This window comes from Streptomyces albus subsp. chlorinus (assembly GCF_013302895.1).
In the GTDB taxonomy this organism is placed as follows: domain Bacteria; phylum Actinomycetota; class Actinomycetes; order Streptomycetales; family Streptomycetaceae; genus Streptomyces; species Streptomyces chlorinus.
Map to the genome: position 1 here is coordinate 6,919,275 of NZ_VJOK01000001.1, position 23,288 is coordinate 6,942,562.

Consider the following 23,288-nt stretch of genomic DNA (forward strand, 5'->3'; position numbering starts at 1 on the left):
CCTCCACTATTCCCTCGGGACTCGATTTCGGTCGGCTTCCGATTCACTTGGGCTGTCATGCGGGCAGGCGGGAGAACAACCCCAGGTAGGCTTCCGTGTCGATCGAATTGCGCCCGCAGCTCATATAGAACGGCGTCATGAACGAGTGCTCCCGGAAGAGCCGCTCCAGCGAGGTCCCCATCTCACGTATCCGTTCGATGGACGGCTCCGGGTGGGAGTACAGCGGTGTCCCGGGGTCCGCGTGAAAGACGTTGATGATGGGAGTCACGCCGTACCCGGAGAGGAACTCCATCCCCGTGTCCATCGACTCCTGCGGTTCGAGGCCGCCGACGAGGATCGAGTAGACGTGGCCCGGACCCAGGATCTCCGCGGCCCGGCACAGCGCGTCGTGCAAGTGCCGCTGCCCGCCGACCACCGTCTTGCCCGGACAGATTTTCCGGAAGATCTCCGCGTCGTAGACCTCGGTGTTGATCGCGACTCCGACGTCGATTCCCTTCAGCTCCGCGAACAGCTCCAGGTCACTGGGCGGGTAGACGATCAGGTGCAGTTCGATGTCCTCGCGGCCGGACTCGTCCAGGACTTCCCGCGCGGCGCGGACGAGCCGCGCGTAGTACCGGAAACTCTTGTCGGGATCCGGGAAGTTGCCGCCATTGATCATGATCTGCTTGATCGGTGCCGCCGTGTCCGTGAGCGCCAGGGCGAGTGCCTCGCGCAGCTTCGCCTCACTGACCACGTTGGCGAAGTCGATGTCCGTCTTGCTGCGGTTCGGCTCGATCGAGCAGTACTGGCACGCCTTGCCCATGTCGACAAGGGCGCAGCGCCCGTAGACGAAGATCCCGAGCGAGCCCCCGCCGTACAGGGTGATCAGGTTCTTCACGGTGCCGCCGGACGACATGGGGTAGTCGTAGAACGCCGGACGCCGCGGGAAGTCGACAGGTGTGACCACCGTGCCGTGGACGTCGCCGACGAAGAACCCCTCCTCCTCGCTCCAGTCCAGCCGCCAGGGCGATGCCGGCCGGATGTTGAGCGAGGTGATGATGCGCGCCGGCCCCAGATACGCCTCCTGGGGGAGGGAGTCCCCCACGAAGGCGAGGTCGTCGGCGTTGCCGTAGGCCCGGCGTTTCTCCAGATAGGGCGCGCCGTAGTGGTCGAGGAAGGGCCGCGTCGGCACGATGCCGTGGTGCAGGATCTGCATCTTGAGCCGCAGGGCCGCCGTGGCGTCAAGCTCGGTGGATAAGAGCGTCATACTCCGTCCTTCGTCTGCGGTTTGAGCCCAGCCGTCGGTGAATCCGCGTGCGCACACGGCACACGCCCCGCTCGTTCGACCGGTGTCAGGCCCCGGACGCCGGCCGTCGTCCCTCGACATCGGGCAGGTAGTCCCCGCCTCCTTCGCCCACCAGCTCGATCAGGCGAACCCAGTCGCGGGCCTGCGCCAGTGCCCGGACCCGGTCGTGCTCGCCGATGAGCACCGGTACCGGTCCCAGGATGTCCTGCGTGCGCCGGACCGCCTCGCGCGCGAGGGGCGCGAGCTGGTCCGTTTCCGCGGGTGTTCCGTACAGCAGGTCCGTGAGCACCTCGCGGAGCCGGGCGTCGGGCACTGACGCCACGGCCGTGACCGCCCGGACCGCCGTCGGCGGAAGAGGGCGCGGGTGAGCGGTCACCAGGTGGACCGCCACCGCGCAGTACTCACCGACCAGGCGGCACACGTACTCCAGAAGCCCCGGCTGCTCATCGGCCTCGGCTCCGTCCACATCCTCGGCGAGCATCGGCAGGACCGCGCCGAAGCTCCACACGGCCTGGCTCCAGCACCATGTGTAGCGGCGGGCGTCGACCCCGGCGGTTGACGGGCTCATGAGGCCGTGCGTCCGGGATCGAGGCGGACCAGGCCGGAGGCGTACAGCGGCCAGATGGCGGCCCGTTCGGACGGGTCCGAGGAGGAGACGGGAAGCGCTTCCCCGGGGGCGAGCCCGAACAGGCGGCGCAGCCCCGGTACCGTGCCCGCGTCGATCTCGGTCACGGTGCTGCTCTCGGGGTCGACGACCACATGGCGGCCGGCGAGCCGGCACAGTTCGAGCGCCCCGCGCTGCCAGCCCGCGTCCGCGCCCAGCACGCCGAGCACCGGTTCCGTCGAAAAGGTCCGCTCGAAGACGTCGAGGCACCGGGCGAGGTGTTCCCGCTGGCCCGCACGGTCACGAGGGATACGCAGACAGGGCCGCACGACCTCCCAGGCGCCGGCCAGGCCGGGCTTGGAACGCGCCTGCTCATAGAGCCATTTCGAGCCGGCGTACGGGTGCCCCGCCTTCAGGAGCATCCACTGCAGAGCCGCGTCCGTGGCTCCCCGCGCGTTCCAGCACGCGGTCGCGAGGTCGTCCTGTTCGGCGGCGAGCAAGGCCACGAGCGCGTGCCTTCCCGCCGATGCCGTGCTGCTGGTCAGCATGGCCTCTTGACAGGTTCGCCGTAGGCGGGCGTCAACGGCTCCGTCGAGCGCTGGGCCGGCGACATGGCAGCCGAAGGCCGCCCGGCTCAGTTCACGGATCTTCGTGTACGGCAGCGTGAGCGGCGCCGACCTGCCGAGGCTGCTCGCGATGTCGTCGGCGAGGGAGGCGAGTTCCCCGGTCCGGACGCGGGTGATCTCGACCCGGTCACCGGATTCGAAGAACTGGAAGGGCCCCGGCGGACGCCCGCCCGACGTGCTGTCGAGGAGGAGTATGTCGATATCGCTCTTCCGGTTTCCGAGGCCGAATGCGAGCGAACCGCCCAGAATGATCGCCTCGTCCGCGAAAGAAATGCGCTCGGCCAGCTCGACGTAGCGCCGGATCGGTGACTTTCCCGAAATCTTCAACCGGAGCGCGAGTTCTTCCACGCTTTTTCGGTCAAGGGACTTGGTGCCGAGAGTCACTCCTTGCATCACACCCCCTCGCCGCCCGGTGCGGTGCCTGAAAGATCAGGCGCCTGAAAAGATCTCCGAGCGAGTCGACTGTCGAGCGACTGTACGCGCCCGCCGAGGCCCGGCGCAAGCACCGCGACTTGCGCACCCCTGACTGTCGGAAAAGCGCCGGGGCGCCGAAGGTCAGTGATCTCACCGGCATTGCCTCCCCTTCTGATCTCGAAAGACATACCCGTGTGCGGCTCCGAAAAGATCGCGGACGTAACCGGCAGGTGCCGTACCGGGTTTCCCGGGTTTTCCGCTCCACCGAAAGGTCTTCCGAGGTCCCGGCTATCATGCGGAGCACATCGCGGACACCGTGTGCGCACCGACGCAGAAGGAGCGAGGGTGGCGGAAAACCGTCTCTTCCTGGATATCGACTGGCGCGAGGGCGGTTACCCCGAACTGAGGATGAGTACGCCCGCCTCGGTCGTCGAACACCGCCCTGTCACCGGCGGGTTCTGCTTCCGCGCGCCGTCGGGCGGGGCCCGTTACTGCACCGGGTGGATCGACCTCGCGACCCCGGGCGGTCGCCACGTCGCGTGCTCCGGCGAGGCCCGGCCGGCCACCGGGAAGCAGTGCGCCGCGTGCCGGAACAACGAGGGATTCACGCAGGTCCACCAAGCGCACCGCGGCGGCCAGGTGCCCCGGAACGTCCGCGGCTACCTTTCCCAGCCCCACCTGCTGTACTTCGCCGGCTTCGGCGACGGGACGGTGAAGGTCGGCACCGTCGCCGAAGCCAGGCTCCACGCGCGGCTCGCCGAACAGGGCGCCCTCGCCGCCTATTACGTCGCCGAGGCCGCCGACGGCATCGCTGTCCGCAAAGCGGAGGCGGCCGTGTCACATCAGTGCGGTCTGCCGCAACTGGTCACGGCGAAACGGAAGCTGCTCGCCGCGCTCGGTCCCCTCGACCGCACCGGGATCGAGGAAGCCACGCTGGCCGCCGCCCGCGACGCGGAGAGCTACCTCGCGCACCTGGCGGAAACGGAAGGGTGGGTCAAGCCGCTGGTCCCGGCGCAGCCCTGGCGCCTGCCCGCGTTCGCCCGCGCCTTCGTCGAAGCCGCCCCGCACACCGCATACCCCCTGGACCTCACCACCGGCGACCACTCTCTGTACGTGCACGGCATGCTCGGCTCCCTGGCGGCGTTCAGCGTCCGGCCCCGGCCCGACGGTGAACGTTACGTGGCCGACCTCAGCAGCCTGCGCGGACTTCGCATCGCCCTGGGTGACTACACGTCCGAGGTCGGCGCCGTCCAGCCCTCGTTGTTCTGAGTCGGCGCCGTTCAGCCCTCGTTGTTGTGAGCGGTCTCGCCCCGGATCACCCGGTCTCGCTTTCGCGGTCCAGCCCCAGCAGATCGAGCAGCTCCTGGTGCAGCTCGAACCAGACGGTGTGGAAGCTGTCGATCCGGGGATCGGCTACGCACCCGCGCTCACCCGACTCGGCCCGACCGAGTGCCGCGGACAGCCGTTGCGGATAGCGACGCTTCGAGAGCGGCAGCTCCCCCAGAAGGGCGAAGAGTTCACCGAGCCGGCGGTGGATCGCGCCGAGGCGATCGAGTGCGACCCCGGCGTGCTCGGACTCCCCGGCCCTCGTCTGCCAGCCGGTGACCGCCTGCTTGACGGCCTCGTTGTGCGACCGGAATGCGGTGTGGCACCGCTCCAGCATCGCGGCGTCACACGCGGACCGCTCGGCCGCGAGGATCTCCCGCGACCGGACCCGGCCGGCCTCGGTCAAGCGGACGTACCCGCCCCGCTCGTCGCAGAAACCGCCGTCCCGCAGCGATGCGAGCTGTTCCCCCACTCCCTCCACCGGCACACCGAGTGCGGACGCGACGACGTCCGGCGCCACGGCTCCTTTGAGACCGACGACGCGCAGGAGCGTGTCCTCGTCGGCCTCGTCGGCCTCACCGGCGTCGCCGGACCGGAAAGCTCCGGCGTGCGGGGGCGCCATCTCGGCGGAGGCCCACGCCCGCAGCAGTTCCGACTCGGGCCCGCCGTGTTCGCCGGCCTCGTCCACCGGGACCCGACCCGACCACACCTCGCCCAGGGCGCCGTCCACGGTCACCCAGGTCCCGGCCAGCGTGGTGACCGTGGCCGCCCCGCACCCGACGACGGCCGGGCGTCCCAGCTCCCGGCAGACCACCGCCGCGTGCGACGCGGGGCCGCCCCGCTCCGTCAGCACCGCCGTGGCGGCCAGCATGCCGACCACATCGTCGGGGCTGCTGTCGGGCCTCGCCAGAACGACGTGCTCCCCCCGTTCGGAGCGTACGCGGGCCTCTTCCGGATCGAGCACGACGAGCCCGCTGCCCACACCCGGGCACGCGCCGGCACCGGCGGCGACCGGGGGGCACGCCGGACGCACCACCCGCACGGCGGCCCGCTCCGCGTCCGCCGCGCCACCGGCACGCCGGACCGCTTCCGCGCGGTCGATCACCCCCTCCAGAGCCAGAGCGACCGCCGCGCGCGCCTCGGCCCGCGGGGTGAGGCGCGCCGCCCGGAACTGCAGCAGCCACAGCCGTCCCGAGTCGATGGTGAACTCGACCTCGACCACCCGGCGCTGGTCCCGCTCCAACCGCGTCACCGCCTCGGCGAGCTGGGCGTGCGCCTCCGGCAGGTCCTCGGCCAGCGCGGAGAGCGGCGCGGTCCTCAGCCCGCCCGCCATGAGCTGCGCGCCTTGCGACCTGCCCGCCCATTCGCCCCAGAGGGCGGGCTCTCCTGTCAGAGGGTTCCGGCTGCAGGCGATGCCCGTACCGGAGCGTGCGTCGCGATTGCCGAAAACCATCGCCTGCACGATCACATGGGTGCCGGTGTCCTCCGCAAGCCCCTTCCGGCCGCGGTAGGCACGGGCCCGGTCGGAGTAGTACGAGCCGGCGACGGCGGCGACGGCGGCGGACAGCTGCCGGTAGGGGTCGGAGAGCGGGTCCCCGTCGCCGTCGGAAGGGGATACGACGCGGTCGAACTGCTCGCGGAAGCGCGCGCGGACCTCGGCGGCGAAAGCTCGGCTCCCGGTCTCCTGGGCGAGCCCGCGCTCGACGGCGTTCGTCACACCGACGTTGAGGACCGTGTCCATCATGCCGGGCATGCTCACGGCCGCACCGGAGCGCACGGCGAGCAGCAGAGGGCGGCGTGCGCTGCCGAAGCGGCGGCCATCGTCGTGCCGCAGCCGTCGTGCGGCACGGCGGAGTTCCTCGCGTGCCGCCTCGGACAGCGTGCCGCCGCGCCGGCAGGCGCCGAGCGCCTCGGCGGTCAGTACGAACGCGGCGGGAACCGGCAACCCGAGACGCAGCATTCTGTTGATCGACCAGGCTTTCCCGCCCAGCTCGTCGCGGGAATTCGCCAGAGAACCGTCGAGTGACAAGCTGAATTCGGCCATCTGTGTCCGCCTGCGTAGTCGGGACCCGGATCGACGTCCACAGTAGACCGCGCGGCTGCCGGGGAGTACTGTGAGGAATCTTGATCCGAGGTCGTGACCCGGCGGCAGCGGGGGCCATCAGATGTTGATCGCGTTCGAGGGAATCGACGGCGCCGGAAAGACCACGGCCGTTCCTTTGCTCGTCACCAGGCTCGTCGAGAAAGGTCACAAAGCGAGGGCGCTGCTCAAGCGTTCACCGGTGGTGGAGCCCGCGTTCGCCGAAGAACAACTGACGGCGCTCGCCGAGCGCCTCTGGGGCGTTCCCCACGACTCCAGGATCGCCTCGCTCGGCAGCGCCCACTGGGTGTATCTGAACGCCGCGTATTTCGCCGGTCTCCGGCAGGCTGTCGCGACCGGCGAAGAACACGGTGTCGTCGTCACCGACAGCTGGATCAACAAGTTCGTCGCGCGGGTGGTCACGAACGGCGATCTCGGTCTGGAAGACGTCCTCGGCGCGCTCCGGCTGGTACGCCAGCCGGATCTGGTCGTCCTCCTGGACGTGGAGCCCCGGACGGCTTCCGCGCGCAAGGAATCCACGACGGTGCTGGAGCGGGGTTCGCTCGCGTCCGCGGAAGACGATTTCGTCGGGTACCAGGCCGTCGTACGCACCACATTGCTGTCGCTCGCGGAGCGAGCGGGCTGGAGGGTCGTCGCCACGGGAGAGCGTACCGCCGAGGAAGTGGCGGACGAGGTCGCGGCGCTGGTGGACGGCTTTCTGACCGATCGATGAGCCCACGCGGCCGAGGAGGGGACTCTTGGAGACACAGGCCAGCGACACGATCGAAGAATTCGACGTCGACCCCGAGGACTACCGGGAAATCTGCTCGTTCTGCGCGGAAATCCATCGCAGGCCCGAGCACAATCTCCTCGCGACACTGCTGGACGATGTCCCTCCAGCGGATTTCGTCCTGCACGAAACCGAGCGCTTCGTCGTCATCCCCGGCGTCGGCGCCGTATGCCCCGGCTATGTGCTCATCGTCCCCAAGGCGCACGTCCTTTCCGCCGGCCACCTCGACGAGGACCACGACGCCGAGTTCGACGACCTTTTCACGCGTCTTGAGGGCTACCTCACAACCCAGTTCGGCCGGCCGGTCACAGCGTTCGAGCACGGCGCGGAATCGTTCCGGAACCGGGGCGGGTCCTGCACCGACCACGCCCACATCCATGTCTTCCCGGCGGCGACGGAAGTGGATCTCTCCTCGGAGCTGCGGAAGGAGTTCGCGCTGCGTCCCGTGGAGGGCCTGACAGCACCGGCACGCGATCAGGTGCGGCGCAGGCAGCGGGCCTACCTGTGGCTGCGTACGCGGTCCGGCAGGGCGTGGATGTGCGATGCGCCGCACGCGCTCTCCCAGTACGTGCGCCGGATCCTCGTGGCCCAGCTGGGCCGTCCGGACGAATGGGACTGGGCGGTGTTCCCCGGCACCGACCACATACGCGTCACCATGGAACGGTTCCGTGACGCCCCCCTCCGGTGAGAGCGGGACCAGGCACGCGGCCCTTGAGCGCTACCTGGCCACCCTGCCCGCGTCCCTGCTGAACGACGCCTTCCGGCAGCGGATCTCCGACCGGGAACGGCGGGCGGACTATCCGTTCTCCGTGCACAACATCTACCGGGTGCTCTTCGCCCTGGCGCCGACGGTGTCACGCGCGTGGAGGGAGATCCACGAGCGCCGTCCCCTGTCGGCCGACGACCCGGTCCTGGGCACGTCGCTCCGTTGCTACCGGTATCTCCACGTGCTGCTGGCCGGCACGGACGAAACCGAGTTCGACGCGGCTGTCGACTGCGCCGACGTCATCGCGCAGCGCGCGGTCCGGCTCTTCGATACCCCGGCGTGCTTCTGCGTGGGGGCGGACGACATCGACCTCGCCGCATGCGCCGGTACCGACATCGACGCCGCGCTTCGCCTGGCCACCGTGCTCAGGCAGTACGCGGACGTGCGATGGCTCGGCCAGCACGACCAGGGGTTCATCGGCCTGCCTCCGCGCACGACCGGGACGTCATTGTGGTACACGCGCTGTTTCGGAAACCTTCCCCGCGCCTACGGCGGGCGCCCCCTGCACGTGGCCGTGGAGTACGACCTGGCCGGGGCCGGCCGTCCGTCGTACGACGCCTTCCGCGGCGAGAACGTCCTGCCGCCGCCCAGAGACGCGGCGATCCGGGCGGTCGTCTACCGCACCGGTGACTCGTGCCCGCTCGATGGGACGGAGTGCACGGCAGTGACGCAAGGAATCCGACAGCTGCTCCGTGGCCCGTACGCAGAGGGCCATGGCGGCCGGCGGGAGGGCAACCGGCTGCTGGCCGACTTCTTTCTCTCCGAGGTGCGAGCCGCCGCCGGGCGCGCCGGAGTTCCCCACCAGGGATGGCGCTCCTTGGTCGAGCACCGTCTGGGCCTTCCGTTCAGGGCCGACCGGCCGACCTTGACCGACCAGTACCTGGACGCCCTGACGCTTCACGTACGTCGATGGGAGGAGTTCCTGTGCGCTGGCACCTGACCGGCATCACCGGTAAGTGCGTCCACCCCGGGTTCGCCGAAGGACGGGTCTGCCGTCCCGGCGAACCGGCCGACGGCAGCGCGGTGCTGGTCGCCTCGTCACTCTCGCCGGCGCAAGTACCTGATCTGTTCGACTGCGCGGCGATGGTCCTGGAGGCGGGCGGCATCACCTCGCATGCCGCGATCACCGCCCGCGAGCTGGGAATTCCCGCGCTCGTCGACGCGGCCGGAGCGACCCGACAACTGGAGCCCGGCGACCACCTGTTCGTCGACACCGAGCGGTGCCGCGTACTCAAGGCGGTGCCGGACGAGGGCTGTCCGTTCTGCACCGCTGAACTCCCCGAACTCGACGGCGGACCGCTGCTGCGAGTGGTGGAGGACATGTTCCCCGTTGTGCGCTCGCATCTGCTGCTCGTTCCTCGCGACCACCTGACCGACCCCTCCGAACTCCTCTCCGCCCACTGGAGCGAGCTGGGTGGCCTTGTGGCCCGCCTGCGCGGCCGGCTCACGGCCGAGACCGGTTCGGCCGACCTCAACCTCGCCATGAATGTCGGAGCCGCCGCGGGACAGACCATCGAGCATCTGCACTGGCACATACTGCCCAGACGCCCCGGAGACGACGAGGACCCGAGGGGCGGGCTGCGCCGGCTGGTCGGCCGACCGTGGCGCCCTTATCCCGCACCGCGCTGAACGGGAGCGAGCCGCGGCGCTCGGACGGGGTGCTCGGACGGTGCGCTCACCAGGAGAACGGAGCCGGCTCTCCGCGCCGGTGAACGGAACTGTCCGGCGCCTCATGCTTCGCCCATCACCGTCAGGTCGTCACCGAGGGCGGCGGCGATCCGGGCGGCGCGGGAGTGGTCACCGAGGCGGCGGGTCAGGTAGGCGACGCCGTGACCGTGCCGGATCGACCACCAGGCAGCCGAGCCGCCGATACCGCCCTTGGCTATCTTCACGCGGTCGCGCACGAACCCGGGGGTCCAGGTGACCGTCGTCCCGAACACCTCGTCGTGGCCGGTGACCTGTGAGGCGAGGTACGTGGCGTGCAGCTCCGGCCCGAGCAGAGCGCGCACGGGACCGTCGGGGTCGGTCAGCCGGGAGAAGAACGCGGCGACCGAGGTGGCGGTCGCATGCAGATTGACGGCGCCGAAGACCGCCCGCCGCCACTCCGTAGAGTTCATCCTCGCCGGGTCCAGGACGCCGGGCGGTGTCGCCAGCCATGGTGCGGAGGGCAGTTGGCGCGCCCAGGCGGGGTCGGCGTGTTCGAGGTCCGCGGCGCGGGCGAGCGCGTGGCCCGGTACACCGAACCACGCGTCCAGGCCGAGGGCGGGCCGTACCACGTGGTTGAAGCGCTCGCCCAACGTCGTGCCCGCGGCGGCGCGCAGCACACCGTCGATCAGGTGGCCGTAGGTCATCGCGTGTTCGCCCAGGCCGGTGCCCGGCGGGTGCTCGGGCGCCGCCGCGGCCAGACTGTCGCGGAGCCCGGCGTCGTCCAGCAGGTCGAGGCCCGCGGCCTCGGCGGGGAAGCGGGGCTGGCCGGCCTGGTGGGTGAGGATGTGCCGCAGGGTGGTCCGCTCCTTGCCCCGGCGTCCGTACGCGGTCCAGTACGAGGCGACCGGTTCGTCCAGGCCCACTGCGCCGTCCCGGACCGCGGTGAGGGCGGCCAGCGCGGCGAAAGGCTTGGAGAGCGAGTACGGCTGGACGAGAGTGTCCGCTTGCCAGCGCCGGCGCCGCCCGGTGTCCGCCCAGCCGCCGCGCAGGTGGACGACCTCGCGCCCGTCCCGCCATACGGATACGGCCGCTCCCGTCTCCTCCCCGGTCCCGACCAATGACTGGAACACCGCCCGTACGGCGCTGAATTCCTCCGTGGCGAAGCCCGCGATCGTCGTTTCCGTGGCCATCCTGGTGCCTCTTCCGTCTGCCTTTCCGGGCGGGACCCGGGACTGGGACTGTTCGAGCGCCGTGTGTGCGGCGAGCGGTTTCGCGGGCGAAATCTAACATACCCCCAGGGGGTAGTACGTCCAGTGCGGTCGGGTGGGCACTGGCGGCAACTCCGGTTCCGCTCCTGTACGGGAAGGCCGCAGCGGTTCACGCGGCCTCGGACAGGGTGGACCGGTCCGTGCTGGACGCGTCCCCGGCGGGTGCCACGGGGTGGGTCGTGGCTCCTCGCCCGTCGTGGCGCGGCCACAGGAGGGAGGCACCGACGGCTCCCGTTCCGGCGAGGACCGCGAGGAGGAGGGACCAGGCCACGCTGAAGCCGGCGTTCGTGCCGAGCCACCCCGCCACCGGACAGGTGAGCAGCCAGGCCGGCCGGACGCGATGAGCCTCCCCGCGGCGGCCGTGGCGCCGGCGAGGACTCCGGCACACGTGTGCAGGCGGTCTCGCCGGTGACGATGCCGGGGATGACGGCCCGGAACGTCGGCGTGAACGCCGCGGAGCCGGCCTGGAGCAGGCCGATCGGCACGCAGATGTGCCACCTCGGTGGCCGGCGGCAGCGCCTGGACGACCGCACCGCGGTCGCACCCGAGCGCAGGGGTCGTCACGCTCACTGCCTACCCAGGACGTTGAGCAGAGCCATATACCCCAAGGCGGTATTCCGTCACCCCGGTGGTGAAACTCCCTTCGCCGCAAGCAGGAGCGAAAGGCCCGGCTGTGCCACCTGGTCGCGAACCGACCGGTCGGTCTCCGCCGACTGGCCGGCCGGGCGCCCACCGCGGCCGACGCGCCCGCTCCCCGGGCGGCGGATGAGAGGCATGCGCCCGGGGAAGGGCTAGACAGGGGGTATGCAGACGTTCCTTCCCTACCCGGACTTCGCCGCCTGCGCCGCCGTCCTGGACACGCGCAGGCTGGGCAAGCAGCGGGTGGAAGTCATCCAGGTGCTGCGCGGCCTGATCGTCCCGGGCTACGGCTGGCGGCACCACCCGGCCGTACGGATGTGGGCCGGGTACGAGGAGGCCCTGGTCCGGTACGGCCTGGAGATGTGCCACGCCTGGACCGAGGGCGGCCGGGCGGACACCTGTGCGGCGACCCTGGCCGCGGACTTCGCCGCCCGGCCCCGCGACTACCCGGAACTCTCGGCAGCCGGCGACCTCCCCAACTGGCTCGGTGACCCGGCTTTCCACCGCAGCCACCAGTCCGCCCTGGTCACCAAGGATCCCGCCTTCTACCGCAGGCACTTTCCCGACGTCCCCGAAGGGCTTCCCTACGTGTGGCCCACGTCGGACCGCGCGCCGCAGAGGTGAGCCGGAGCGAAGCGCGCTGCCGGCGGCCGGGGCGCCGCACGGGTCACCGTGTCACGAGCAGGTATCCGTCTCGCTGCGGTCGGCCACCTGGTGAAGGGGCGAAAGCGCAGTTCACCTAGGGTGTCGATCATGTCTCAGTCAAAGATGCTCGAACGCTTCGCCCAGCACCGGCAGCCGGCCCGGACACCGTCCCACCGGAAGAGGACCGCCCTCGTCGCCGCCATCGGTATCGGCATCGTCGTCGCTCTGAGCGGGTGCAACGACGACACCGGCGAGGGCAAGGACAAGGCGGCCGACACCGCGGAGTCGAAGGCACCCTCGGACGGGTCGTCCAAGTCCTCCGCCCCGGCGGACCCGTCGGGCGACCAGCCGGTGGTCGCGGGATGGCAGACGCAGACGTCGCACAAGCACCACTTCCGTTACGACGTGCCCGGCAAGGCCAAGAAGTGGAAGGTGCTCGGCGAGGACACCGCCCTCTCCTACACGGGTGAGGACGGCAAGCCGATCGTCGTCATGACCGGAACGGCCAACTACCGCGAGGGCGGCTGCCCGTCGAGCCCCAACCCGAAGGCGGTCGGTGAGGCGGGCAAGGGCCAGCTCGCCACCGTCGGCACCACGGGCGGCGGCACGGACGGCTCGCTCCAGGAGAACGCGCGGAACTGGGCGGGCAACTGGGGCTTCGCCGCCTACGGCGGTGAGGACCACAAGCCGAAGATCAAGGTCGGTGCGGCCAAGCCGTGGAAGCACGGCGGCATCGAGGGGTACACCGCGACCGCCAAGGTCACGGTCACGAACCGCCCCGGTTCCTGCGTCCCGCCCGAGGCCGTCGTGCACAGCATCGCGCAGAAGCTCCCCGACGGCACCATGCACGGGTGGGTGATCTACGCGGACCAGGGAGCCCCGAACGCGCTGACAGAGGCCGAGATCGAGAAGATCATGAGCACCGTACGGCCCACCGAGGACTGACACGCCGGCCGCTGTGCCCCACGGCGCCGGTGACTCACCCCTCGGCGCCCTCGGCACAGATGCCGTTCTGCCAGGCCCAGGCGGCGATCTCGACGCGGTTGCGGGTGGACAGCTTCCGCTGCGCGTTGCCCAGATGTGTCTTGACGGTGGAGAGGGTGACGTACAGCTCGGCCGCGATCTCCTCGTTGGTGCGTCCGCGTGCGACGAGGCGCACCACGTCGAGTTCGCGCTCGGTCAGCGGCTCGGCCGGCGACGAACCGGCGGTCCGGGCGGTCCGGGCGGGCGGCTCCGGCTGCGCGGGCCGGCCCCTGCGCGGGAACCGTGCCGCCGCCGTCTCCGCCGGACCGGCACCGGACGTGCTCTGTCCGCTCGCCGTCATGTGGCGCAGCAGCCGCACCGTGACGGCGGGGGAGATGAGGGAGTCGCCGACGGCGGCGGCGCGTACGGCCTCGGTGAGGAGCGCCGGGGAACCGTCCTTGAGGAGGAAGCCGCGGGCCCCGTCGCGCAGCGCGCGGTACACGTACGCGTCGAGGTCGAAGGTGGTGGCGATCAGGACGTTGAGCGGATCGGACACCTCCGGTCCGGCCAGCAGACGGGTGGCCTCCAGCCCGTCCAGCTCCGGCATGCGGATGTCGAGGAGGCACACGTCCGGGCGGTGCTCACGTGCGAGCCGGACCGCGGTGGCGCCGTCGGCGGCCTCCGCGACGACCTCGATGTCGGGCTGCGAGGCGAGGATCATGCGGAAGGCCGAGCGGATCATCTCCTGGTCGTCGGCGAGGAGCACACGGATCGTCATGCGCCCATGCTCGCAGGGCACCGGTCCCCGCCGTCCGCCGCACGGAGGGGAAAACACGCCGTGACCTCTCGGCCGCCCCGGAAGGCGTGGACCGCCGCCTCACGTTACGGCGCGACGCGGTAGGCGGCCTCAACCGTTCGGCCGACCCGTAGCGCCGTCACCGTTTCGGCCGTCCGGCTGATCCGCCGGACCCGCGCCCCGCCGCACGATCGGGAGACCGCCGCAGTCGACCACGGGAGCGCACGGGAATGAGCCAGATCCTCCGACAGACGTCGGTACCGGTGTCCGTACCTGAACGAACTGCGGCGCCGGCCCCCGATCCCGTACCCGGCGCGGATACGGAGGCGTTCGGTCCGCGCCCGGGAACAGCGGGAAAGCCCGGTACGGCGTCCACGGGAGGCGGCCTCCCACCGGACCGTACGCGCCTTCTCTCCGAAGCCTGATCCACCGCCTCGCGTTCCCGGAGTCCCTCGATGCTGCGCACCGCACTGCGCTCCGTCCGTGCCCACTCACGCCGCTTCCTCCTCTGCGCCGTAGCCGTCACTCTCGGGGTGGCCTTCGTGTCCGGCTCGCTCCTCTACACCGAGTCCGTCCGCACCGCCCTCAAGGAGGCCGGGAGCGCCTCCCTCCCCGACGCCTCGGTCGTGGTCCGAGCCGACCCGGACGGCGCCGGGACATCCCCGTCCGGGTCGGCGCCCCGGCTCGACGACGGTCTGCTGGGGCGCCTGCGGGCGCTCCCCGGTGCCGAGGCGGCCCGCGGGCGGGCGGAGGGCACCGCCTTCGTCGTCGGGCCGGACGGAGAGCTGATCGGCCCGCGCGGCGCCGCCGGAGGCGTCAACTTCGCGGCCGGTCCGGGCGGAAGGGACCCGCGCCATCCGCTCACCCGTGGGCGACCCCCGAGGAGCGCGGGTGAGATCGCACTCGACGCCGGCACCGCCCGACGTGCGGGATACCACCTCGGGGGCCGGGTCCGGATCGTCGCGCGGGGCAAGACCCGGACCGAGCGGCTCGTCGGCATCGTGACCGCCCACGACCCCCGGATCGTCCGGGGCGGCACGCTGACCGTCTTCGACACCGCGACCGCGCGAAGGTACTTCGCCCCTGGCGCCGACGCGTACACCTCCCTCACCCTCACCGCGCGGCACGGGGTCACCGACGAACGGCTCGCCCAGCAGGTCCGCGCCGCGCTGCCGCCCGGCGTGCGCGCCGACACCCGGGAGGCCCTGGAACGGGAAACCTCGCGGGCGCGGGGGGACGACGGCGGCAAACTCGCCTCCCTGCTGCTGAGTTTCGGAGCGGTCGCGCTGCTGGTCGGCACCTTCCTCGTCGTCAACACCTTCACCATGCTCAGCGCGGCCCGCGCCCGCGAGCACGCCCTGCTGCGGGCCATCGGCGCCTCACGCCGGTACGTGACACGTCTGGTCCTGACCGAGGCGGCGCTGGTGGGAGCCGTCGCCGCCGCACTCGGCCACCTCCTCGGCGTCGGCGTGGCGGCCGGACTCGGCCGGCTGTTCGGTGCCACGGACGGGCCCCCGCCGCCGCTGCGCATCCTCTCGCCCCTGCCGCTCGCCGCCGCCTTCGGGGTCGGCGTCGTGATCACCGTGCTGTCCGCGTACATACCGGCCCGACGGGCCGGTTCCGTACCGCCGGTCGCGGCACTGCGCACCCACGAGCCCGCCGCCCCCGCCTCGTTGCGGCGCCGCAACACCGCGGGCGCGGCGGTCACCGTGCTGGGCGCGCTCCTCGTCGCCATGACAGCCGGTCAGGACGATCCTGGCCTGCTCACCCTCGCGGCAGGAGTGTTGATGACAGGACTGATCGTGCTCCTGCCGTGGCTCACCCTCGGTCTGACCGCGCTGGTCCGCCGGCCGCTGGTGCGCCTCACCGGGCTCCACGGCACGCTCGCCGTCGAGAACGCCCGCCGCAACCCACGGCGCGCGGCGGCCACGGCGGCGCCCCTCATGATCGGTCTGGCGCTGATCAGCGCGGCGACCGTCGCGGTCGGCTCCCTGGGCCGGAGCACCGCGGCGAGTGCCGAGAGCACCATGGCCGCGGACCTGCGGGTGGCACCCGTCGACTTCGCGGATCTCGCCGACGGCACCGCCGCGCGCATCAGCCGGCTCCCCGACGCCGCCGCCGTCACCTCCACCGCCCCCGTTTCCGTGGCGCTCCGCGGTGGCGGTTACCTCGCCGCGACGGCTGTCGACCCCCGCACGGTCGCACGTGTCGCAGATCTGAACGTCACCGAGGGATCGCTCGGAGACCTCACGCGGGGTGTCGCCGTCACCCGCCGGGAGGCGCGGAACCACGGCTGGCACCTCGGCTCCCGGGTCGCGGGAACCGTCGAGGGCACCGGCTCCCGGCTCAGCCTCCCGGTCGTCGCGCTGTACGACGGGCCCGGCGCCCTCACGCCCGTCCTCATGCCCCGCGACGCCCTTCCCCGGCACGCCGGTACGCTCCCGGACGCACCGCGCACCGACACGGTGCTCGTCAAGGCGGCCCCCGGACGCACGGCCGCCCTCAAACGGGAGATCCGCAGGACGCTGGACAACCCCGCACTCCTCGTCCAGGACCGGGCCGACGCCGGACGCGAGGCCGCACGCCCGCTGAAGGCGTTCCTCGGCCTCACCTACGCGATGCTCAGTCTCGCCGTGCTGATCGGCGCCCTCGGAGTCGTCAACACCATGGCCATGGCCGTGTTCGAAAGGGTCAGGGAGATCGGCATCCTGCGCGCCCTCGGCCTCGACCGCGCCCGGGTCGCCGCGGTCCTGCGGCTGGAGTCCCTCCTCCTCTCCCTCCTCGGGGCCGCGCTCGGAGTGGTCACGGGCACCATCCTCGGTGCGGTCGCCCTCGCGGGCCAGAGCGGCGTCCCCGTCGTCCTGCCCTGGCCCCGCCTCGGCCTGTTCATCGGTGTCGCCGCTGTCATCGGCGTGCTGGCCGCCCTGTGGCCAGGCCGCCAGGCCGCCCGCGTCCCTCTTCTCCGCGCGGTCCAGACGGACACGGAGTAGCCGGGGGAGAGCCGCTCGTGCCAGTGTCCAGGGACTGTTCCCGCGTGTGCGCGCACCTGCACGCCGGGCGACGGAACGACGGGCGCAACCCCGGGCGCACCCGGGCGCGACGGTGTGCTGTGCGCTGGAAGATCACGGCCCACCGGCGGAGCATGGAAGGGACGGAAGAGCCGAAACCGAGCGGAGGCACGGAGCGATGACCCAGTTCATGGACGTTCATCGCGGCATGGTCGGGATCACACCCGAGCAGTTCATGGAGGCGCACAGGGCCGACGAGGCCATCGAGGCGGAAGAGGGTGTGCACTTCCAGCACGCGTGGGCCGATCCGGAGTCCGGGACGGTGTACTGCCTGTCCGAGGGACCGTCCGCCGAGGCGGTGCTCCGTATCCACGAGCGCGCCGGGCACCCCGCGCAGGAGATCCACCCGCTGCCGATATCGACGTGAATAACCGCGCGGGGGCACCGCTCCCTCCGGCGGCTCCCTCCCCGCCTCGCCCGAGCGCTGCCCCTGAGCGTCCGGTGGCCCGAAGGCCACCGGACGCGTTGCTCCGCACCCCGGTCGACCAGGCATTCTCCGCGCTCTGTGACAACAGCGGAAATCCATGGATTCGCGGTTGTTTGATCCCTGCGCGTCGGGTACCCGCCGCGCCAGACAGAGATCGAGTCCCACACCAGACGAGGAGGGAATCGTCATGGCCGAGAACCAGGGCAACTTCGCGAACGACCGCCAGCGCGCTTCGGAGGCCGGCCAGAAGGGTGGCCACGAGAGCGGCGGCAACTTCGCGAATGACCCGCAGCGCGCTTCGGAGGCGGGCCAGAAGGGTGGCCACGAGAGCGGCGGCAACTTCGCGAATGACCCGCAGCGCGCTTCGGAGGCGGGCCAGAAGGGCGGCCACCAGAGCGGTGGCAACTTCGCCAACGACCGCGAGCGCGCGTCCGAGGCCGGCCAGAAGGGCGGCCAGGCCAGCGGCGGCGGTCAGGGCGGCAACAGCTGAGCCGCTCCGCGAGAGCGGGGCCGAGTGACCCGCCTCATCTCCTGGGGCCGGTGGGCCGTTCGCCACAGCGAACGGCCCACCGGTCTTCTCTGCATGGCCACAGGGCCGTGAACCCGGAGAATCCGGACGCCCGCGAAGCGGCCGGCTCGCAGGGCGCGGCCTCGGGCCGCAGGGCGCGTGCGCGGGCGGGCGTGAGGCGCGCGGGGCGTGAGGGGGAGCGAGCCGGGGCGCGGATCGCTGAACACGGGCACAGGGGTGCGTGGCGGCGTACGCGCATGGTGCCGCATGGCGCCGTATGGCGGCGGGCTAGGCGACGATCCAGTCGAAGACCTTCTGCGCGTCGAATTCCCGCTGCCCTCCGGGAAACAGCAGGTCCGCGTCGGCGAAGGCCGGGTCGGTGGCGGTGGCCGGAACATAGGGGACGGCTACGCAGCGCATTCCCGCGCGGCGCGCCGCCTCGGCGCCGGGAGGGGAGTCCTCGATCGCGGCGCAGGCGCCGGGGGAGACGCCCAGGCGGCGAGCGGCCTCCACGAAGACATCGGGCTCCGGCTTGCCGTGCGCCACCTCCTCCGCCGACACTCGAAGCGGCAGGAGCGCATCCAGGCAGGTCGCTCCGAGGACCGCGTCGATGGCGGCGCGGGACGATCCGGAGGCGACAGCCAGGGGACACCCGGCGGCGTGCAGCAGTTCGACCAGCTTGCGCATCTCGGGGAACACCTCCGTACCGGAGCGCGCCAGCTCCAGGTACAGACGGTTCTTCTCCGCCAGCAGTTCGTCGACGGGGGTCTCGATCCCGTAGCGGTCGCGCAGCGTCTCCAGGGTCTCGCGGGTGCCGATCCCGATGAACCCCTCGTGCTCCTCCCAGGTGAAGCCGCCGACGCCGTGCGCGGCCAGCAGGCGCCTGCCTGCCTCGTAGTAGTGCGGCTCGCTGTCGACGAGGGTGCCGTCCAGGTCGAAGACGACCGCGGGCCCTGTGGCGGGAGGGATCATGCGTTCCAGCATGCCAAAGGCGTGCGATTTGGTCGCAGGTGGGAAGGGGTGCTTTCCTCTTCGTACCAGCATGTGGACACACGGCCAGCCAGGCCGGCCCGGATTGGAGGGGTTTTGGAGAAGTCGCTTCGGCAGCCCGGGGGAAGGACCCCAGCACATGTCCTCCGTCGCACCGTCGCGGCACTCGGTCCACAACGCTCCCTCCGGGCGCGCGTCTCGTCGCGTGCCGTCATCGGTATCGGACTCGCGGTCACCGTCTGCGCGCTCAGTGGTCTGCCGCTGCCGGCCACTGTCGCGGGCGGGCTCGTGGCGCTGCTCGCGCTCTTCACCGTCGCGGACGGCACTGTACGAGGGCAGGCCGTCACCACGGCGCTGTTCCCGGTCGCCGGCTTCCCCGTCCTGACGCTGGCCGCCGTGCTGCACGGGCTGCCGCTCGCCCGGGACGCCGCCTTCCTCGCCGTCGTCTTCGGTGGGGTCTACGCACGCCGCTGGGGGCCGCGCGGCAACGCGCTCGGGATCTTCGCCTTCATGGAGTTCTTCGCCGCGCAGTTCCTGCACACCGGCCCCGCCCAGCTCCCGCAGACCTTCGCCGCGGGCCTCCTCGCCCTCGCCGCCGCCGCGCTCACCCGGTTCGTCCTGTGGCCCCTCGAACGCGGCGCGGGACCGCAGCCCGCGCTCGCACCGGTGGGCGGCAGGGGGCTGCGCCACCCCACCACCCGGCAGGCGTTCCAAGCCCTCTTCGCCTGCGGTTTCGCCCTCGCCGCCGGGCAGGCGCTCTCGCTCGACCGGTGGTACTGGGCCGTCGGCGCCGCCTGGTGGATCTTCGTGAACACCTCCTCCCGGGGCGAGACGCTGGTCCGAGGCTTCCGCCGCGTCCTCGGCACGGTCACCGGCCTGGCCGCCGGAGTGCTGGTCGCGCTGCCCACGCACGGCGCGGTCGTCCCGACGGCCGCTGTCGTCGCCGTCTGCGTCTTCGGGATCTTCTTCACCGCCCCGCTGTCCTACTCGTGGATGATGTTCTTCGTCACGCTCATGGTGGGCATGCTCTACGGCCTGCTGGGCGTGCTCCACCCGGGGCTGCTCGGTCTGCGCCTGGAGGAGACGGCCGTCGGCGCCCTGGGGGCCGCTCTCGGTGTCGCCCTGGTGCTGCCCGTCACCACGCATGCCGCGACAGAGGTGTGGATACGGCGCGCCGTGCACTGCGTGCACGCGTGCGCACGGGACGCCGCCCGCCGTCTCGCGGGCGAAGAGGGCGCGGACCCCGAGCCCCGTATCGCCGAGCTGGAACTGCTCCTGGGGCGCGTACGGCTCTCGGTCGCGCCCCTCGTCCACCCGCTCAGCCCGCTGCGCGCCCGCAAGGCCCGCGCCCGCCGGGTGCTGGAGCTGCTCGACGACTGCGCCCGCCAGGTCCGTGGCCTGGCCGAGGCCGCCGCGGACCCGGTGGCCTCGCACGACGCCCGTCTGACGGCGGCGTGCGAACGCGTCGAGGCGGCGGTGCGGCGACTCTCCGAGGCGGGACCGTCCCCGGTACCCGCGCCCGCCACAGCAGGCGCCCCCGCCGCCTCCCGGGCCGTCGGCCCGCATCCGCAGCCGCCCGGCGACCGCGCCCTCGCCCACCTGCACGCGCTGGAAGACGCCCTGCACCAGCTCGCCACGCCGCTGCACAGCCCGCTCAGGTCCAGCGGCTGAACAGCCCGGATGGCCGGCGGCCGACGGGTCCGGCGCCGGGCGACGGCTGACGGGTGACAGGCGACGGGGGACGGGTGATGGGTGACATGCGACGGCTGACGGTCGGCCTGTCGATCAGCTGACCGTGGCGTGGACCGGGGGTCCGCACTCAGGGCAACTGGTCCAGACCAAACCGCTGTCACCTGTTACCGTCGTGCCCCCGGACGGAGCGGCGAAGGGGCAGTGCGATGACCGACGGTACGGAGCGCGGACGACGGGCCTACATCGGCTCGTTCACCTCTGACGGCGGGCGCGGTATCACCACGGCGGAACTCGATGCCGCCACCGGCGCGCTGACCGCGTTGCACCACACAGGTACCACGGTCACCGATCCCTCCTTCCTGGCGCTGTCGCCCGGGGGAGGGGTTCTCTACGCCGTCAGTGAGACCGACCGGGGCGGTGTCGCGGCGCTGTCCCTGGACCGGGAGACGTATCCGGTTCCACTGGGCGGCACCGTCCCCGTGGACGCGGACGGGCCCACCCATCTGACGGTCGCCGGGGGCCACCTCTACACCGCGAACTACACCTCCGGAAGCGTGACCGCCCTGCCCCTGCGCGCGGATGGCAGTCCGGGCGGCAACGCGGTCACCCACCAGCACCACGGTCAGGGACCGGTGCGCGACCGGCAGGAGGGCCCGCACGCGCACGCCGTCGTCCCGGACCCGTCCGGCCAGTGGCTGCTGGTGACCGACCTGGGCACCGATTCGGTATGGGTCTACGACCTTCGCGGCACCGGCACCGGCACCGGCACCGGGTCCGACACCCGCTCCGGGCCGGGCCTGCGCCTCCACAGGGAGGTGCCGCTCCGCTCCGGTACCGGCCCGCGCCACCTGGCGTTCGCCGTCGCGTCCCCCGCCCCGGGGCGGCCGGGAGGGGCCGGGCGGGCCTTGGTGGTCAACGAGCTGGACTCCACCGTGACGGCCTGCCGCTGGGACGCCGGGACCGGCGAACTGGTGCCGTTGGGGGAGACACGTCTGCTGCCGCCGGAGGCGAAGACCGAGAACCATCCCTCCGCGCTCGCCCTCTCGCCCGACGGCCGCTTCGCCTGGGCCGCCAACCGGGGCCATGACAGCGTCACCGTTCTCGACCTGACGGCGGGGGAGCTGCCCGAACGCGTCACCACCGTCCCCTGCGGCGGGCACTGGCCGCGAGATCTGGCCGTCCACCCCTCAGGACGCCGGCTGTACGCGGCCAACGAACGGTCGGGCGACGTCACCTGGTTCGACGTGGACCCCGCCACCGGCATCCCGCACCGGGCCGGCTCCCTGGCCGCACCGGCCGCCTCCTGCGTCGTCTTCGGGTGACCGCGGTCCTCGGATGACCGCGGCCTTCGGGTGACCGCGGTCGCGTCAACGGCGCGGCGCGCACCGAGGCGGCTCCTGATCCCGGTGCGGGCCGCGCCGTTGGCGGATGCCGTTCGTGAAGGCGGTTCACCGCCGCTGGACGGGGCGAGGCGTCCGCACACGACGGTGGCCGCGAGGGGGCCTGGTGTGCGCGCCTCAGCGCACCGGCACGCCCTGCCGCGCCTCCGGCTGGGCGATACCGGCCTTGGCGGCGTACGTGGAGGCCACGAGCTTGCCCAGGGCGGGGTAGGCGCCCAGCGGTTCGGCGGCGGGGCAGCCCGCCTCCTCGGCCGCCGCCTCCAGCAGCCCCTCGGCGATCTCCGGGCCGATCAGGCACGGCGCGACGGCCAGTTGCCGGGAGCCGGAGGTGCGCAGCTGCTCGGCGGTCTTCTGCATCGCACCCTCGTCGTCGAGCGCCGCGGCCAGCACCGGTACCGCGAGCCGGGCCGCCAGCAGCATGCCGGTGATACCGGCGGCCTGCACGGCCTCCTCACCGCCGACGGTGGCCAGGATGATGCCGTCCGCAGCCGTTGCGACAGTGAACAGTCGCGCTCGGTCGGCACGCGCCAGACCCGCCTCGGACAGGCGGACGTGCACGGCTTCGGCGAGCAGCGGGTGGGGCCCCAGCACGTCGGTCAGCTCGGCCCCCGAGCCGCTGTTCAGCACTTCCTGCCGGATACGCCGCAGCTGCGCGGCGTCCGGACCGGCCAGCAGCGGTACGACCACGGCGGGCAGCCCGCCGTCCTCGGTCTCCCGGGCCGGTGCCGCCACCGCGCCCTCCTGCTCCTCCTCCGCCGCCTCGTCCGTCGTGGCGGCGGCCGCCTCGCGGGCGTAGCGCAGCCGCGTCTCCCGGTCGGCCACCGCCTGGGTGAGGGCGGTGCGGATGGTGGGGAACTCCTCGTCGTCGCCCTCGGCGAAACCGACACGCGCGTCGAGACCGGGCAGCTCCGACCGCGCGATGCTCAGCGTCTCTTCCGCGAGCGCGCGCGTGGCGCCGGAGGGTGCGCCGGGGACGGCCAGTACCAGCGCCGGCGCGCCCTCAGGGGCGACGACGGGCTCCGGCCGGCGGTGTCGTCCGGGCCGGCGGGGACGTGGCATTCGTACGGGCAGGCCATTGTCCGGTCCTGTGGGGGAGCTCATGCGCCCGCATGCTAATGCCTTGATGGGCTTGGCTGTTCGGCCGGGGGACGCCGGTGGGCGTATGTCCCGATTTACCCGAGTCGTAGAGTGACGGCTTTCCGCCACTTTCCGTCCGCGCCTGCCCGTATGCGGGCACGTTTGCTGACGAGTGGACAAGGGGCGGGCCGCATGCCGCCTACCCGGTCCACCGGCCGCCCCGACCCCGCCGGGCCGGCGCCTGCGGGCGGGCGGACCTGGGGCCTGTGCCGCCGGT

The 23,288-nt window shown here is 72.2% G+C and carries 20 protein-coding genes; 12 read left to right on the plus strand and 8 right to left on the minus strand.

Features of this window, described 5'->3' with window-relative positions:
* Positions 1-55: 55 nt before the first annotated feature.
* The 3 genes from FM076_RS30005 to FM076_RS30015 all read right to left on the minus strand — a co-directional run bounded on the left by FM076_RS30005 (position 56) and on the right by FM076_RS30015 (position 2,899).
* The gene (locus FM076_RS30005; protein ID WP_173873976.1) at positions 56-1,246 is read right to left on the minus strand and encodes a radical SAM protein; all 1,191 of its coding nucleotides are present in this window, start codon (positions 1,244-1,246) and stop codon (positions 56-58) included.
* A gap of 85 nt (positions 1,247-1,331) precedes the next feature.
* Positions 1,332-1,853, minus strand: coding sequence for a hypothetical protein (locus tag FM076_RS30010; protein ID WP_173873977.1), 522 nt, complete (start codon positions 1,851-1,853; stop codon positions 1,332-1,334).
* Entirely contained in the window at positions 1,850-2,899 is a 1,050-nt protein-coding gene (locus FM076_RS30015; RefSeq protein WP_173873978.1) for a hypothetical protein, read from the minus strand. The genes FM076_RS30010 and FM076_RS30015 overlap by 4 nt, the downstream gene beginning before the upstream one ends.
* Positions 2,900-3,274: 375 nt before the next feature.
* Between FM076_RS30015 and FM076_RS30020 the strand changes: the two genes are divergently transcribed.
* Positions 3,275-4,198: a DUF2797 domain-containing protein gene (locus FM076_RS30020; protein WP_173873979.1), complete on the plus strand. Its 924-nt coding sequence runs from the start codon at positions 3,275-3,277 to the stop codon at positions 4,196-4,198.
* 46 nt (positions 4,199-4,244) lie between these two features.
* Here the strand turns inward: FM076_RS30020 and FM076_RS30025 are convergent, their stop codons facing one another.
* Entirely contained in the window at positions 4,245-6,299 is a 2,055-nt protein-coding gene (locus FM076_RS30025) for a pyruvate, phosphate dikinase (RefSeq protein ID WP_173873980.1), read from the minus strand.
* A gap of 121 nt (positions 6,300-6,420) precedes the next feature.
* On the opposite strand from FM076_RS30025, the gene FM076_RS30030 reads away from it, so the two are divergent.
* From FM076_RS30030 to FM076_RS30040, 4 genes are read left to right on the plus strand one after another with little or no spacing between them, the layout of a single operon-like run.
* Complete coding sequence (locus FM076_RS30030) at positions 6,421-7,068, plus strand: dTMP kinase (protein ID WP_173873981.1); 648 nt, start codon at positions 6,421-6,423, stop codon at positions 7,066-7,068.
* A gap of 25 nt (positions 7,069-7,093) precedes the next feature.
* Positions 7,094-7,813 carry an HIT domain-containing protein gene (locus tag FM076_RS30035; RefSeq protein ID WP_173873982.1) on the plus strand — a complete coding sequence of 240 codons (720 nt, stop codon included), beginning with the start codon at positions 7,094-7,096 and terminating at the stop codon, positions 7,811-7,813.
* Positions 7,794-8,831: a hypothetical protein gene (locus tag FM076_RS34360; RefSeq protein ID WP_180217866.1), complete on the plus strand. Its 1,038-nt coding sequence runs from the start codon at positions 7,794-7,796 to the stop codon at positions 8,829-8,831. Before FM076_RS30035 ends, FM076_RS34360 begins: the two co-directional genes overlap by 20 nt.
* The gene (locus FM076_RS30040; RefSeq protein ID WP_180217867.1) at positions 8,816-9,520 is read left to right on the plus strand and encodes a PEP-utilizing enzyme; all 705 of its coding nucleotides are present in this window, start codon (positions 8,816-8,818) and stop codon (positions 9,518-9,520) included. Before FM076_RS34360 ends, FM076_RS30040 begins: the two co-directional genes overlap by 16 nt.
* A 101-nt stretch (positions 9,521-9,621) precedes the next feature.
* On the opposite strand, the gene FM076_RS30045 is transcribed toward FM076_RS30040, so the two are convergent.
* The gene (locus tag FM076_RS30045) at positions 9,622-10,728 is read right to left on the minus strand and encodes a serine hydrolase domain-containing protein (protein ID WP_173873984.1); all 1,107 of its coding nucleotides are present in this window, start codon (positions 10,726-10,728) and stop codon (positions 9,622-9,624) included.
* An 882-nt stretch (positions 10,729-11,610) separates the two neighbouring features.
* On the opposite strand from FM076_RS30045, the gene FM076_RS30050 reads away from it, so the two are divergent.
* Complete coding sequence (locus tag FM076_RS30050; protein WP_173873985.1) at positions 11,611-12,069, plus strand: MSMEG_6728 family protein; 459 nt, start codon at positions 11,611-11,613, stop codon at positions 12,067-12,069.
* A 129-nt stretch (positions 12,070-12,198) separates the two neighbouring features.
* Positions 12,199-13,035, plus strand: coding sequence for a hypothetical protein (locus tag FM076_RS30055; protein WP_243274680.1), 837 nt, complete (start codon positions 12,199-12,201; stop codon positions 13,033-13,035).
* 34 nt (positions 13,036-13,069) lie between these two features.
* On the opposite strand, the gene FM076_RS30060 is transcribed toward FM076_RS30055, so the two are convergent.
* Positions 13,070-13,831, minus strand: coding sequence for a response regulator (locus FM076_RS30060; protein ID WP_173873986.1), 762 nt, complete (start codon positions 13,829-13,831; stop codon positions 13,070-13,072).
* A gap of 473 nt (positions 13,832-14,304) precedes the next feature.
* Between FM076_RS30060 and FM076_RS30065 the strand changes: the two genes are divergently transcribed.
* The 3 genes from FM076_RS30065 (at position 14,305) to FM076_RS35160 (ending at position 17,834) form a co-directional block, all read left to right on the plus strand.
* Positions 14,305-16,839: an ABC transporter permease gene (locus FM076_RS30065; protein WP_173873987.1), complete on the plus strand. Its 2,535-nt coding sequence runs from the start codon at positions 14,305-14,307 to the stop codon at positions 16,837-16,839.
* Positions 16,840-17,035: 196 nt separating this feature from the next.
* A complete protein-coding gene (locus FM076_RS30070; RefSeq protein ID WP_173873988.1) occupies positions 17,036-17,284 on the plus strand; it encodes an SCO4226 family nickel-binding protein in 249 nt (82 codons plus the stop codon).
* A gap of 247 nt (positions 17,285-17,531) precedes the next feature.
* Positions 17,532-17,834, plus strand: a complete 303-nt coding sequence (locus FM076_RS35160) for a KGG domain-containing protein (protein WP_173873989.1) — start codon at positions 17,532-17,534, stop codon at positions 17,832-17,834.
* 306 nt (positions 17,835-18,140) lie between these two features.
* Here FM076_RS35160 and FM076_RS30080 read toward each other — a convergent pair whose 3' ends face one another.
* Complete coding sequence (locus tag FM076_RS30080) at positions 18,141-18,824, minus strand: HAD family hydrolase (protein ID WP_173873990.1); 684 nt, start codon at positions 18,822-18,824, stop codon at positions 18,141-18,143.
* Between the two features lie 114 nt (positions 18,825-18,938).
* On the opposite strand from FM076_RS30080, the gene FM076_RS30085 reads away from it, so the two are divergent.
* Positions 18,939-20,513, plus strand: coding sequence for an FUSC family protein (locus FM076_RS30085; protein ID WP_173873991.1), 1,575 nt, complete (start codon positions 18,939-18,941; stop codon positions 20,511-20,513).
* A gap of 227 nt (positions 20,514-20,740) precedes the next feature.
* The gene (locus tag FM076_RS30090; RefSeq protein WP_173873992.1) at positions 20,741-21,856 is read left to right on the plus strand and encodes a lactonase family protein; all 1,116 of its coding nucleotides are present in this window, start codon (positions 20,741-20,743) and stop codon (positions 21,854-21,856) included.
* Between the two features lie 195 nt (positions 21,857-22,051).
* On the opposite strand, the gene FM076_RS30095 is transcribed toward FM076_RS30090, so the two are convergent.
* Complete coding sequence (locus tag FM076_RS30095) at positions 22,052-23,035, minus strand: hypothetical protein (protein WP_173873993.1); 984 nt, start codon at positions 23,033-23,035, stop codon at positions 22,052-22,054.
* Between the last annotated feature and the right edge of the window lie 253 nt (positions 23,036-23,288).